We start from the raw sequence: 12,630 nt of genomic DNA, 5'->3' as shown, positions 1-12,630 counted from the left end.
GACATAAGGTCGCAGACGCGGAGGCAGGGCACGAACGAGGTCATCTGGTCGCACCGCGGACATGCCACCCCCTCACCCGGGTGGAGGCCAGCTCTCCGGCCAGAGGACCGCGTCGACCGCGGCGTACAAGGTCTCCGTCTCCGCTTGGGCGATCGTGTCCTCGCTCGGCAGCGCCCGTTTCAGGGCCAGTCCTTCGAGCACGGTGTTGAGAAAGCGGGCCCGGCGGGGGATGTCGTCTGCGGCGACAACCTCCTCGTCGGCGAGCACGCGCAGCCAGTCCTCTACACGGCGCTGGCCGTCGCGCTCCATCGCCAGATAGGCCTCGCGCACCGGGGCGGTCTGCTCGACGGCGATGAACTCCCGGGTCAGGGCGGTCATGGCGTCGCGTGCCTGCTGACCGACGTTGGCCGACCCAAGCACCTCGCGCAGACACTCGACCAGCCGCTCCCGTGCAGGAATCGAGGTGTCACGGATGCGCTCTGCGGGGACTACCCAGTCGTAGATGCGCCCCATCAGCTCATCGCGGAGCGCCTGCTGGGTGGGGAAATGGTGACGAAGCGACCCTGCGCTCACCCCAGCTCGTGCGGCGACCCTGCGAACACTGAGCCTCGCCGCCATGCCCTCCTCGCCGAGGATCGCCGCGGCCGCCGCGAGAATCCGCTCGCGAGTGCTGATCTCCTCCTGGTCGGTCATCCGGCCTCACCCCTCCTACCAATCCACTCTAGCAACACACCGTATTAACACACTGTGTTAGTGTTACGGTGTTCAACCAACACAGTGTGTTGGTGAGTCGTTGAGTGGCGAGGAGGCACCGTGATCCAGCCATCGTCTCGCCGGCACACCGAGATGCGCCTTCAGCCAGTTCGCGAGCGCGCGCAGCGCCCGCGCCGCCATCGCTGCGACAAGACCGCAGGGGGATGACCATGCCGACCTCACCGCACACCACCCGCGCTTTCGGCGCTCATCTGAGCATGGCCTGGTGGAAGCCGTTGCTGCTCGTTCCCGGGCTGTTGGTCCTGTTCCTCGGGATGCAGGTCGCCTTCTACGCAGCCTCCGCACTGATCGACGGCCGCGACCAAGTGCTGACCCCGGACATGACTCCGACGATCCAGCTCGCGAACAACCTCAGCGTCGCAGTGACGGCACTGATCGCGCTCATCGTGACCGCGCGTCTCGCGAAGGTCCCGTGGCGTAGCCTGCTCAGCTACCCGCGGACCTTCGACGTACGCCGACTCTGGGTCTACGGCGCCCTCTCCGTGGTCTTGGTCGCGGTCGGGGCCGGGGCAACAGCGATGATAGCGCCCGAGACAACCGGCTGGATGGGGTTCGGCCTCAGCGGGACGACGTGGGCGCTGCTGGCTGTGTCGGTGCTCACTTCGCCGTTGCAGTCCGCCGGCGAGGAGCTGATCTTCCGCAGCGCCATGATGCCCGCGATCGCTTCGTGGGTTCGGGCGGTGCGCCCGGCCATCGCCATCGGCATCGTGATCTCGAGCATCCTGTTCGCCCTCCTCCACGGCTCCGCGGACCCGTGGCTGTTCGCCTACTTCACGGTTGTAGGCGTCGGCACCGCCGTGATGGCGGTGATCAGTCGGGGCATAGAGGCGCCTGTCGCCTTCCATGTGGCCAACAACCTCGTCACTTCGGTCCTGAACACCACGCTCGCCGCCGGCGAGGCACCGGTCTTCGAGCGCTCCGCCGGTGCCGGCAGTCCCTCCTACCTCATCCTCATTGCGGTCAACGTGGCCGCCGTGGGCGCGGTCTGGTGGCGCGAACGCTCCCGGAAAGCGGACCTCCGATGATCAGGAACTTCAAGCGCCGGTGGCAGATGGGCAAAGTCAGGCAAGGCGACGGAAGCCGTCTTAAGCCCTTCCGTTGGTGGCAACTGCTCAGCAGGTGCCTGTTCTACATCCGATTGATCGACCAGACCGGCCCACCGCACCTCTATGCGGTGGACGTGCACCACATGACCGACGCGAAATCCAAGTCCGACCATGAAGCGGGTAAGGGCACAGCTCCCGCCGCGCTGTACCGGGACGGGGTGCAGATCGCCCGATCCAATGTGCCCACCATCTTCACCGTGCCCGGCGGGACCATCCAGGTCGCCACCAGCGGATTCGGCGTCAAACGCATGCACTACATCCCCGACGACGGCGCTGAGCACATGCTGCACCCTGACCCTCGATCACAGGAAGGACGCCGCGCGAAGTTCGCCGACCGGCATCCTGCGCTGAGCAGAGGTGTGGGGCTCGTCTCGCTGGTGGTTCTGCTCTTCGCTCTGAGCTTGAGCATCCTGCAAGGTGTCGAGTCGATCACCGCGATACCACCGGTTGCCGAGCATATCGGAACGTTCAACTCACCGGTGAGGCTTCCCGCCTGGGCAAACATCGCAATGATCCTGGCCGGACTACTGGCCGGATACGAACGAGCCACACGACTGCGTCACCATTGGCTGATCGACTCAGCTGCAACATGATGAGAATGCTTTCGCAGCCGCCTCACCGTGTGGAACCCCTGCTTGGATCGGACGCTCACGTTGTGGACTGACAACGAAGATCCATCACGCCGTCGACGGCAGAGGTCGGCCCGCTGGCAGTGGAAGTCACTGGTGGACAGAGCCATGACGGATCGATCCGGCCGCAGGTGCGGGCTGATATCCGAGTGCCGCGGCATCTGAGCGGTGATCGCGGGGAAGAAGGACCAGATCGCAACTCGCAAGAAGCGCGACAGCAAAAGTGGACGACCGCCGAAATTCGACGCCGGTGCTTTGCTCGTTTGCCTACGACAATCAATGGCGAGGATCAGCGACCAGATACGACAAGCTCGCCATCACCTTCCGTGCGGCAGTCGTGATCAGCGCGATCCCGATAAGGGTCCGCCGATAAAGGAGACATGCACTTGCTCCGGCCGCCCTACGCGGACGCCCCGCGGTAGCTGCCGATCGACCACAGCACACCTTCGGGATCCTGGATGGCGAAGTCGAGCGATCCGTATTCCTGTTCGGTCAGCCCCATGACCTCGGTGGCACCGGCGGCGATCGCCCGCGCGTGGAGTTCGCGGACGTTCCCGGCCGCCAGATACACCGACCCCGAGGCGACTCCCGTCTTGGTCATGACACCGCCGTCGTCACGAACGGACCCGAGCATCACTCCTCCGCCTTCGGGCCAGGTCAGTTCGGCGTGGTCGACACGGTCGGGATCGTCGGCGTTCACGTATTCGGCGATGACTTCGAAGCCGAGCGCCTCCTGCAGGAAGGCGATCGCGGACTTGGCATCGCGGTAGCGGAAGGTCGGCCAGACGTTGTATGACTGAGCGTGTGCGGATTCGGCGGACATGAGGACTCCTTCTCTGTGCGTGTTCTGGAACCTCCATCATCGGAGCTCCCTTCCAGCTGGGTCTTGGACAAATGGGAACAGTTCAATCCCTCGCCGAGGCGGTCCCCACCGATTCTGTTCCCACCGTCTGCTCTCGGGCCACGTCGTCGGCGGCCAACCACCGGCTGGGACTGAGACCGACGAACTCTCGGAAGTCCCGGTTGAGGTGCGCTTGATCGGCATAGCCGCAGTCCACCGCGATCTCCGCCAAGCTGCCCCGGCACGCCGGAATGAGTCGCCGCGCTCGATCGAAGCGGACGATGCGTGCGGCATCCTTCGGACCGATCCCGTATTCTGACCGGAACTGGCTGCCCAGATGGCGCCTGCTCCATCCGATGTCGTCGGCGACGAGGGAGACGGGCAGACCGCCGTGGCTGTCGGCGATCCGACGCCAGGCGGCGGCCACCTTGGTGCGGGGACGATTCGTGTCATCGATCGTGCGCATGAGCACGTCGTCGATGGCGGCGAAGCGGGCGGACCATTCGGTCTCGAGATTCACCCGCTCGTGCAGTTCCGCGGCCAGCGGCCGGGAGAGCCGGGCGAGGTCGACACTGTGGTGGGCGAACTCTGCGGCGGGGATTCCGAAGAACGCGCGCGGGGCCGATGGACTGAAGTTGATCTGGATTCCCGACATGGCACCGTCGTGCCTGATGAGCGTCCTGCGCAGGTGGAGCCCGGCGAGCAGCACATCAAAGGCGTCGGCGCTGTCGGTCGCCTCGTCGACCTGGAGAAGCGGGCGGTCGAGCGCGACGATGAAGGTCAGCATCCCCGATGGCAGGCCGAGGTGCGTCCCCGCGGGGACGCCTGCGATGTCGTAGCCGACATAGTCACCGACGAAGGGACACAGGCGCGGATGCGGGGCACGAACGAGGTCATCGGATCGCACCGCGGACATATGGGCAGTGTAGACCTCAGAGCGCCGGGTGCCTCCGGTGGAAATCGGTGACCTGTTGGAAAGCGTTAGCAATCCTCACCAGCCTCCGTTCGCTCAACGCACTTCCGACGAGCTGCCCGGCGACCGGCAGCCCCTCATTCTCCGTGAATCCGGTGGGGAAAGTGATCGTGGGCATTTGACTCATTGTGAATGGCACAGTGTAACGATGCACTTCAGCGAGCTGGTCCGCTCCCATCGTCATCATGTCGGCAGCGGGTGGTGCCTCATACGGCAACCCGGGGATCAGCATCGCATCGATCTCAGAAAGCAGATGTGCGACCGTGCCCTTGAATTCTTCGCGCCTTCGGAGCACCTCTTGATAATCGACTGCCGAGACGTTCTTACCAATTTCGATCACCTCAGCGAGAGCGTCCCCATATTCGCCACGATGAGCGTCGAACCAATCACCGTGCGCGCGAGCAGTCTGGACTCCACAGACCGTGAACCAGTCATCATTGATCTGCTCGGGATCAGGGAAATTCACCGGCACGATAGTCGCCCCAAGCGTTTCGAACGTTGTAACGGCGGCGAGCAGACTGCGATGCACAGTCTCCGACACACCACTTAGAGCCCAGCGATAGTCAATCCCGATGCGAACGCCACTTAGATCCGCACTTGAGCGAGTTTCGAAGTCGCCGACCGGTGCCGACAATGAGGTGGGATCCTTGGGGTCGAATCCGGCGATCGCACCGAGAACGATTCCTGCGTCGCGCGCCGATCGAGCCATCGGGCCGACGTGGTCGAGAGTACCAGCGAGCTCGAAAACACCGTAGCGGCTGCATTTACCCCATGTAGGTTTCAGCCCGGTCACTCCGTTTGCCGACGACGGCATGCGGATTGACCCTCCGGTGTCAGACCCCAAAGTGGCTATTGCTAGACCTCCTGCAGTCGAAGACCCGCTGCCACTCGATGAGACACCGACCCATCTGTCCAAACCCCACGGATTTCGAGGCGGTTCAAAGGGGAGAGTATGTTCCCCATACACACCCTCAGTAGTGTGTACACGACCAAGAATGACGGCTCCTGCACTTCGAAGACGCTCGACAACGGTAGCCGTGACTGATGCGGTCAGACCTCTGCGACTCGGCATTCCGATTTCGAACGGGCGATTGGCATCCCCGTAGATGTCCTTTATGGCAACCGGTACACCATGAAGCGGGCCGCGCCATATCCCTTGGGCATAAGCTTCGTCCGCGCTCTGCGCCTCACTTCGGGCCGCGTTCTCATCGATCGACGAATACGCTTTGAGCACGGGATCCACTTCCGCGATCCGACTGAGCATGTGCTCGATGACTTCGGCAGAGCTGAGTTCCCGTCTGGCAATACGCCCAGAGACCTCTTCGATCGTTTCGTAGTGCAGTTGATCACCGGTCATTGACTTCTCCTTCAAGAATCGTGTTTTCCTTAGCAGACTCCTTGAGCGAATAGAACCGACCCCGGGTCAGCAGTGTCAAGGCGATATGTATGACAGGGCCGACGATCATGGCAATAAATGATGCGTAATAGACCGGGTAGAGTCCCGCGAGTCCGCAGCCACCAATCACAACGGCAACTGCCATCGCGATCATCCCGCAGGGATTCCAATCGCGTATGGCCTTTTCGTCGTATTCGATCTTCTCCGACGGCGCGAATTTGAAGCCCTTCCGGCAGACGAAGTAGTCAGCGAGAAGAATGAAGATCCATGTGTTCGTCATGATCCCTGTAACTGCCAAGAAGGTGTCGGTGTATTGAAGAACATTCACTGGATAGAGAATGATGCCCAACACCAGAAGCCCGACCATCCACCAATTTCGTCGGATCGGTTTCTTTGCAAATGCATCCCACGTGTTCGAGAACGCCAGTGACCCCGAGTATAGGTTCATCACATTGATTCGGATCTGGGTGATGATCGCGAAGACCACTCCGAGAAAGCCCATAACGAGAGCGAAGACAAAGCCGGGATCCGTTGAGTAAAGCACAGGATCGCCTTGGGTGATGCTCGGATAAATGGTGAAGGCGAGGAGAGAGCCAAGCAGCAGCACGACAGCGATCATGACCATCTCGCCGAACATGATTCCCGCGGTACCTCGGTAACCGATTTGCGGACGCGAGAACCTCCCATAGTCCGTTGCGAGTAGAGCTTGGAACACGATCTGCCCGTTCACGAGAGAGAAGGCTTGCCACATGACGGTCGGATCGTCCGGAGATAGCGATTCCCACTGTCCTGGCCCCACGATGGCGTGCCCCTGAGAAAGCATGAAAATGCCGACCACGAACAGCACCAAGAAGATGGGCATCCCGAATTTCTGCAGGATATTCATCGAATGCATGCCTCGCCAGGCAAAGAAGAGAGCAGCTGCCCCGACCAGAGCAAAGATGATGCTGGCGGTCGCCGAACTTTGGCCGACGCCGAAGTACTGACTGAGCGCATGTGAAACAATACTTCCTTCAAAAATGAAATAGAAGATGTAATTGATTCCGTAGATGAACGATGCCACCGCCGATCCCTTGGCGCCGAAGCCCAAGCCGCGCGTCAGAAGGACGAGGCTCAGCCCTTCCTTCGAGGCTATTCGCATGATCAACGATCCGAGCACGGTTGAAACGACGACGAGATATCCGATCGGAATGAGCATCATCGGCCAGCCGACCAGGAACCCGATCTGTCCACCGAGCGTAAACCAGAACATCGCAGTGACGTTTCCGGTCAGAATCAGCAGTATGGCCAAGGCGGGCCATCTCTGAGATCGGGGAACTCTTTCCGTTGCATAACTTTCCATCTGGTCATCCAGCGACGTTGCTGGGCCTTGGAACGCATCTTTGAGCGCCAATTGAACCTCTTTCCTAGAAGGTTCCTGCCAGACTCACACCGCTGCAATCGGAGCGCAATAGATTCACGTAAATCATCTCGGCCCTCAAGACTGCATTTTTACACAGCAATTGTGCATGATTTACCGTTCCGCCAAAATTGCACGCAATACTGGGATGAAGAAGGAACGGGCCAGATGTATACACATCCGGGGTGACCTATCACGGCACGAGGCTGACCCGAACGCCCCGCCTCGGCGGCCGAAGTGAAGTAATATCGCCTCAACTGCCCCTGCATTTCGACGAACGGTTCCCTTGCATTGACTCTCTCTGAACAGGCCTACAGTGCGATCGAGGACATGATCATCCACGGCAGGCTCGAGGCCGGATCCTATGTCACGGAGAACCAGATCATTGAGAAGGTCGGGCTGGGTCGGACTCCGATCCGTGAGGCGCTGCAGCGGCTCTCGCACGAACACATGGTGACGATCCGCCCGCGCAAGGGCATCTATATTCCCGTCCTCAACTTCGAGACCGAGCTGCGGATCCTCGAGGTGCGACGCGAGCTCGACGTCGTCGCCGTCCGTCTGGCGTCCAAGCGCGCCTCCGAGGAGCAGAGGACTCGGATGCGGGCCATGGCTGAGAGGCTCGAGCGCCTCGACGCTGATCTCGCAAGCTACGCCGAGACCATTCGCGAGACCCACCAACTGCTCGCCGATGCCACGAAGAACCCCTACCTCGTTGAGTCCATGCTGCCGCTGCAGAATCTCTCGCGGCGCTACTGGGTCTCGAACGTCGTCGACCCCGCCCCAGAGATCGCTACCACCGCTGACTGTCACGCGCGGATGCTGCGAGGTGCAGCCGATCGCGACCCTGATTCGGCCGAAACCGCCGCTTACGAACTCAACGACTACCTCGTCGATTTCGCCACCCGATCTGCCCGAGATTCGTAAGACCGACCGCCTCTGAATAAGTTGGGGCCCGAGCCCGGCTTCACGCCCGGCTCGGGCCTCATTCGAGAGACGAATCGACTTACGTTGGGTCTCCCGACAATCCGGCCTGCGCATCACTGTCCGAACCCGGCACGCGCATCTCGAAGGTCTCGGTCACGACCGTGTAGTCGAAGTAGCCCATCCTGGCGATCGGTTTGGCTTTGAGGATATCGATCTTCCCGTCCTCGGTGACATAGTCATCGTTGAGGTGGATGCGCTCGACAGAGGCGTAGACGATGTCGATCGAGCCCACCTTCGAGTTGCCGGGCAAACGGTGGGTGGAGATGTACTTGCACTCGTACTGGAACGGGCTCTCGGCGATCATCGGGGTCGCGGACAGGTCAGCCGAGCGACGGGTGACGTCCATCTGGTCGAACTCGGATTCGTGCGCGTCCATCACCTGGGCACTGATGTTCACCTGCTCGCGCAGATCCCACGTGGCCATGTTCCATACGAACCAGCCGGTCTCCTCGGCGTTGAGCACGGTGTCCTTGCGGCGCCCGTCGGGGTACTGGTTGGCCGCGAACATCACCATCGGCGGATCGAACGTGAGATTCTGCCACTGGCTGTAGGGAGCGATGTTCTCGACTCCATCGGCGCTCACGCTCGAGAGCCAGCCGATCGGGCGCGGCACCGTCAGCGCTTTGAACGGCGAGTGTTCGAGGGGGCGGTTCTTCGACGAGGGATCGTATTTCATCTGGACTTTCCTTTGTTGGGGTTCGAAGTGGAAGAAGTGGTGCCGGCGCCGGAGGCCGGAGCAGGGATCAGGCCGAGATCAGACTGCGACCGCCTTGACCCGGCGGCGCAGCTCTCCGGTCATGAGGTAGTAGAGGACGGCGGAGACGACCACGCCGAGGATCCAGGCGATCTCCGCGCCGTTGAGCAGGTAGGCGATCGGTCCGACGTAGATCGCGCTGTTCATGAACGGGATCTGGACGAAAACGCCCGCGAGGTAGGCGACGTAGGCGATCCAGTTGAACTTCCCGTAGATCCCGTTCGGATCGAACAGGCCCTTGATGTCGTACTTCTTGTTGCGCACCAGGTAGAAGTCGACGAGGTTGACCGCCGACCACGGTGTCATGAAGTAGAGGAGGAAGAGCAGGAAGTTCTGGAAGACGGTGAGGAAGTCTTCGCTGGCGGCCAGGGCGATAGCCAAGGCGATCACGGTGACTCCGAGGATGAACAGCGTGCGCGTGTACGACTTCAGATGGTTCTGCTTGGTGAAGGCCGAGACGATCGTTGTGATCGACATGAACCCGCCGTAGGCGCTGAGCGTGTTCCCGGCGAGCTTGCCGAGGATGACCGCGAGGAGAACGATGACGCCGATCTTCCCTGCCAGGTCGGTGATGTAGCCGACCTCGCTGCCGCTGAATGCGTCACCGCCGAGGAACGCGGCGAAGGCGCCGACGGTCATCGCGAGGCTCGCACCGAGGACGCTGCCGAGGAACGTCCACCCGACGGTGGCGTTCTGCGAGGTGGTCTCGGGCAGGTAGCGGCTGTAATCGGCGATGTACGGGCCGAAGGTCAGCTGCCACGAGGCCGAGAGCGAGACGCCGAGGACGAATGGGGCCATGGCGAATCCGTTGCTCGCCGCGATGGTCTCGCCCATGTCGCCGGTGACCATGACGACGATGAGCCAGACGAAGACGATGGCACTGAGGAATGCCGGCAGGTGCGAGAACCGGTGGATCCAGCGATAGCCGACGATGGCCGAGAGCGCACAGAAGACCGCGAAGAGTATCGCCCCGATCTGCGGCGAGACGTGGAACAGCAGCCCGAGCGCCTGACCGCCGAGGACGAGTCCCGTGGCGTAGAAGCCGATGTAGATGAAGAGCGCGAGGACCAGCGGCAGGATCGCACCGTAGAAGCCGAACTGCGCCCGGCTCTGGATCATCTGCGGCACCCCGAGCTGCGGTCCCTGCGCCGAATGCAGAGCGGTGATGTACCCGCCGAGGATGTTGCCGAGCAGGATCGCCGGAATCGACCACAGTGCCGAGTTCCCGAGGATCGTCATGAGCGCACCCGTGACAAGAGCGGTGATAGAGCTGTTCGCGGCGAACCACACGAAGAGCAGAGAGATCGGGCGCCCATGGCGTTCGGACGGCGGGATGTAGTCGATCGACCGTTTCTCGACGAATTTCGGGTGGGGCGCGGGTGTTGCAGTCATCATGTCCTCCATTGCACATCTGCGGTGGGTGCAGTGTCCTGAAATATATCACCGATATATCTAGGGGCACAAGAGCGTCGGCGGGGAGGACGTGGCGCTGATGATGAACTCTCAGGCCCACCAGAACACGGTCAAGAAGCCTCAGCCCGACCCCAGATCGGGTCGGTGAAAGTCCGGTCGAGGTCGAGACCGAACCCTTCGCGGAGAACGGCGGCGAAGTCAGCGGCATCGGTCACCGTCCGCTCGAGGCGTTCGGGCTCGTCACCGGGTCGCACGCTGCGCAGCTGGCGGCCCTCGAGAGACACCTTGCCGCCGTTGCCAAGCCTCCTGGCCACCACAGGTGCGCCGGTGAAGCGCGTGCCGGGCTTCGTCGCGGTGAACCAGTTCGACACCTCGAGGTCGGCCTGTTCTCGCGGGACGTCCGCGAAAGCATAGACAGTGCGGAAGGACTGGTCAGCATTGGTCCGGGACTGCAGCGCCCATTCGGCTTCCGCACGCTTCGGAGGCTCCAACGCTGTGTCCGCCGGAACCAGTCTGTGCTCTCCGTACTCGGTCGTGCGCGGTGTCGACTCAGCGTCGAGGGCGAGCGCAACCTGCGGCGTCCCACCGCCGAACCCAGGATCGACGAGGAACCGTCGACCGCTGAGATCGAGGATCGTCGCTTGGTGTGTCAGCCCGCCCGGCGCGGTCCTCCCATCGCCGAGGTGGACGCGAGCGAGGACCGGATGCGCACTCAGGCCGAGCTCACAGAGCACGGCGCGGATCAGTGTTGCGTGCTCGTGGCAGTATCCGCCGCGCCCGGCGTCCAAGAGCTTCGCCGTCAGAGAGTCGAGATCGGTGGGAATGCCCCGCGACTCCTCTGCCGCGCGTGATGCGATGACGTCGAGGTTCTCGAAGCAGATCGATCGGACGTGCGCGACCAGCAGCCCATCGATGAGGTCGACGACCTCGTCGGCCGTACCCTGCGCCCGACGCCGCAACACCTCCTCCGAGCTGTCGAGTCCGAGTCGGTCGGCGTACCGGGCTATGAGTGATGACGCTGCCATGACGAGTCCTTCCGTTCTGGGCGCGTGCTCACGCCCACGGTTGAGGTCGGAGCCCGTGGGCCCCTCGATAGTTCGGCGAGATCGGTTCGGTCCAATCGCCGAGGAGGTCCTCGGCGAGTCGATAGACCGTGACCTTCAAAGGATGGCAGTTCTCCACCGGGTCTGCGGCACCATCCCCGAACATCGGTGCGGAGAGATCTCCGCCGGGGCAGGTGGACAGGGCCGCAAGCAGGTCCTGCTCAGCGAAGAACTCGAAGTGGTCGCCTGGTCGTGCAGGGCAGGTCTTCATGAAGTATTCGTCGTTGTCGTTCAGTCCTGTGCATTGGAAGACGTTGAGCACATCGTGGACGTCGAATTCGGTGAGGCCGTGGGGCAGGATCGCGCGGACGAGGTTGGAATGGCAGTGGTAGTCGAAGTCCACGCCGCTGAGCATCTGCGACACGTATGGGTCGCATCGAGTGCCCAAGGTGTCGTGCACGCGACCGCCTTCCGCATCGGTGCCGTAGTCGGACAGTGTGTCGCTGACGATGGTGGCCATCGGCCGCAGAAACGGCAGAGTCGACCACAGGCGGTCGAAGGTGGAGACGTGTGCAGCCTGCAGCTGCCTGGTCCGTGCCGCCCAGAACCGTTCCCTGGGGTCGTGGCGATTCCACAGATTGAGGTCGCCGACCTGCGGACCGTCGACTGTGGAGATGCGGCAGACATGGCCCGCGGGGACGTCCCACGCCTGCCCGGAACGGATGGGAATGGTGAACTCGTCGACGATTTCCCGGGATTGGGTGTCTTCACCGATCCGTGAGTAGAAGTCTCTGTCGACCTCGAGCGCGGGGCCCTGATAGGCGGCTTCCTGCAGACGGCTCTGAGTCATCAGACGCATCCTCCTCCGTAGCTGTGTTGCCTGCAACGATGCCAGCTTCTGCCCGACTGCCCAAGGGGCCGCAAGTCAGGTCTATGCTGAAAAGTAGGAATGGACGCAGTCGATTGGGCCGCGCCGTCGGATGAACCGAACCGCGTGGACCGAGCAGTGGGAGGTCGAAATGGCTGGCGAAAAGATCGACGTCGAGATGCAGGACACGGGCGAATTCCTGGCCAGCATCCACTCAGCGACGGGAACCGACGAGCTCGTCCTGATGTTGGACGACGCCGAAGAGGTCTCGGACGGAGTCTTGGGCAACGACGAAGCCTCTGTCCGCGCGACCGTGGAATTCCTCCTCAGCCATCAGCCCTCCGGGGATCTTCCGGACCGGATCGACCTCGTCGATATCGCCGCCGCTTACGACGGCGCCATCGAGTCCATCCGCAGACTGCGGGGCTGAGACCACTTAGTCTGAGCTCC

At 62.3% G+C, this 12,630-nt stretch carries 13 protein-coding genes; 4 read left to right on the top strand and 9 right to left on the bottom strand.

Translation table 11 applies throughout. The features are described from left to right. Positions 1-72: 72 nt before the first annotated feature. Positions 73-693, bottom strand: coding sequence for a TetR family transcriptional regulator (locus AC3CD9_RS19625; protein ID WP_488365694.1), 621 nt, complete (start codon positions 691-693; stop codon positions 73-75). A 230-nt stretch (positions 694-923) separates the two neighbouring features. Between AC3CD9_RS19625 and AC3CD9_RS19620 the strand changes: the two genes are divergently transcribed. Continuing rightward, positions 924-1,799, top strand: coding sequence for a CPBP family intramembrane glutamic endopeptidase (locus AC3CD9_RS19620; protein ID WP_488365693.1), 876 nt, complete (start codon positions 924-926; stop codon positions 1,797-1,799). Beyond that, positions 1,796-2,473 carry a hypothetical protein gene (locus tag AC3CD9_RS19615; RefSeq protein WP_488365692.1) on the top strand — a complete coding sequence of 226 codons (678 nt, stop codon included), beginning with the start codon at positions 1,796-1,798 and terminating at the stop codon, positions 2,471-2,473. Before AC3CD9_RS19620 ends, AC3CD9_RS19615 begins: the two co-directional genes overlap by 4 nt. A gap of 436 nt (positions 2,474-2,909) precedes the next feature. On the opposite strand, the gene AC3CD9_RS19610 is transcribed toward AC3CD9_RS19615, so the two are convergent. The 4 genes from AC3CD9_RS19610 to AC3CD9_RS19595 all read right to left on the bottom strand — a co-directional run bounded on the left by AC3CD9_RS19610 (position 2,910) and on the right by AC3CD9_RS19595 (position 7,112). Next, positions 2,910-3,332, bottom strand: a complete 423-nt coding sequence (locus tag AC3CD9_RS19610; protein ID WP_488365691.1) for a VOC family protein — start codon at positions 3,330-3,332, stop codon at positions 2,910-2,912. An 82-nt stretch (positions 3,333-3,414) separates the two neighbouring features. After that, entirely contained in the window at positions 3,415-4,266 is an 852-nt protein-coding gene (locus AC3CD9_RS19605) for a helix-turn-helix domain-containing protein (RefSeq protein ID WP_488365690.1), read from the bottom strand. 16 nt (positions 4,267-4,282) lie between these two features. Continuing rightward, entirely contained in the window at positions 4,283-5,680 is a 1,398-nt protein-coding gene (locus AC3CD9_RS19600) for an amidase (protein ID WP_488365689.1), read from the bottom strand. Next, positions 5,670-7,112 carry a purine-cytosine permease family protein gene (locus AC3CD9_RS19595; protein ID WP_488365688.1) on the bottom strand — a complete coding sequence of 481 codons (1,443 nt, stop codon included), beginning with the start codon at positions 7,110-7,112 and terminating at the stop codon, positions 5,670-5,672. The genes AC3CD9_RS19600 and AC3CD9_RS19595 overlap by 11 nt, the downstream gene beginning before the upstream one ends. A gap of 297 nt (positions 7,113-7,409) precedes the next feature. Here AC3CD9_RS19595 and AC3CD9_RS19590 point away from each other — a divergent pair, with 297 nt between their 5' ends. Further along, positions 7,410-8,042, top strand: coding sequence for a GntR family transcriptional regulator (locus tag AC3CD9_RS19590; protein WP_488365687.1), 633 nt, complete (start codon positions 7,410-7,412; stop codon positions 8,040-8,042). 79 nt (positions 8,043-8,121) lie between these two features. Here AC3CD9_RS19590 and AC3CD9_RS19585 read toward each other — a convergent pair whose 3' ends face one another. From AC3CD9_RS19585 to AC3CD9_RS19570, 4 genes are all read right to left on the bottom strand, one after another. Then, positions 8,122-8,778: a flavin reductase family protein gene (locus tag AC3CD9_RS19585; protein WP_488365686.1), complete on the bottom strand. Its 657-nt coding sequence runs from the start codon at positions 8,776-8,778 to the stop codon at positions 8,122-8,124. Between the two features lie 78 nt (positions 8,779-8,856). Further along, entirely contained in the window at positions 8,857-10,248 is a 1,392-nt protein-coding gene (locus AC3CD9_RS19580) for a purine-cytosine permease family protein (protein WP_488365685.1), read from the bottom strand. Between the two features lie 131 nt (positions 10,249-10,379). After that, positions 10,380-11,294, bottom strand: coding sequence for an arylamine N-acetyltransferase family protein (locus AC3CD9_RS19575; RefSeq protein WP_488365683.1), 915 nt, complete (start codon positions 11,292-11,294; stop codon positions 10,380-10,382). Between the two features lie 28 nt (positions 11,295-11,322). Continuing rightward, positions 11,323-12,162, bottom strand: a complete 840-nt coding sequence (locus tag AC3CD9_RS19570) for an urea carboxylase-associated family protein (RefSeq protein WP_488365682.1) — start codon at positions 12,160-12,162, stop codon at positions 11,323-11,325. 169 nt (positions 12,163-12,331) lie between these two features. On the opposite strand from AC3CD9_RS19570, the gene AC3CD9_RS19565 reads away from it, so the two are divergent. After that, positions 12,332-12,610 carry a hypothetical protein gene (locus tag AC3CD9_RS19565; protein WP_488365681.1) on the top strand — a complete coding sequence of 93 codons (279 nt, stop codon included), beginning with the start codon at positions 12,332-12,334 and terminating at the stop codon, positions 12,608-12,610. Positions 12,611-12,630: the final 20 nt, after the last annotated feature.

It is taken from the genome of Brevibacterium sp. MGP-B1 (assembly GCF_057766545.1).
The sequence above is the reverse complement of the archived record's forward strand: the minus strand, read 5'-3'. Positions and strand labels throughout refer to the sequence as shown.

What these genes read in the sequence shown, in the direction of transcription:
- AC3CD9_RS19625 (WP_488365694.1), bottom strand. Translation starts at nt 693, where the DNA reads ATGACCGACCAGGAGGAGATCAGCACTCGCGAGCGGATTCTCGCGGCG.
- AC3CD9_RS19620 (WP_488365693.1), top strand. Translation starts at nt 924, where the DNA reads ATGCCGACCTCACCGCACACCACCCGCGCTTTCGGCGCTCATCTGAGC.
- AC3CD9_RS19615 (WP_488365692.1), top strand. Translation starts at nt 1,796, where the DNA reads ATGATCAGGAACTTCAAGCGCCGGTGGCAGATGGGCAAAGTCAGGCAA.
- AC3CD9_RS19610 (WP_488365691.1), bottom strand. Translation starts at nt 3,332, where the DNA reads ATGTCCGCCGAATCCGCACACGCTCAGTCATACAACGTCTGGCCGACC.
- AC3CD9_RS19605 (WP_488365690.1), bottom strand. Translation starts at nt 4,266, where the DNA reads ATGTCCGCGGTGCGATCCGATGACCTCGTTCGTGCCCCGCATCCGCGC.
- AC3CD9_RS19600 (WP_488365689.1), bottom strand. Translation starts at nt 5,680, where the DNA reads ATGACCGGTGATCAACTGCACTACGAAACGATCGAAGAGGTCTCTGGG.
- AC3CD9_RS19585 (WP_488365686.1), bottom strand. Translation starts at nt 8,778, where the DNA reads ATGAAATACGATCCCTCGTCGAAGAACCGCCCCCTCGAACACTCGCCG.
- AC3CD9_RS19580 (WP_488365685.1), bottom strand. Translation starts at nt 10,248, where the DNA reads ATGACTGCAACACCCGCGCCCCACCCGAAATTCGTCGAGAAACGGTCG.
- AC3CD9_RS19575 (WP_488365683.1), bottom strand. Translation starts at nt 11,294, where the DNA reads ATGGCAGCGTCATCACTCATAGCCCGGTACGCCGACCGACTCGGACTC.
- AC3CD9_RS19570 (WP_488365682.1), bottom strand. Translation starts at nt 12,162, where the DNA reads ATGACTCAGAGCCGTCTGCAGGAAGCCGCCTATCAGGGCCCCGCGCTC.
- AC3CD9_RS19565 (WP_488365681.1), top strand. Translation starts at nt 12,332, where the DNA reads ATGGCTGGCGAAAAGATCGACGTCGAGATGCAGGACACGGGCGAATTC.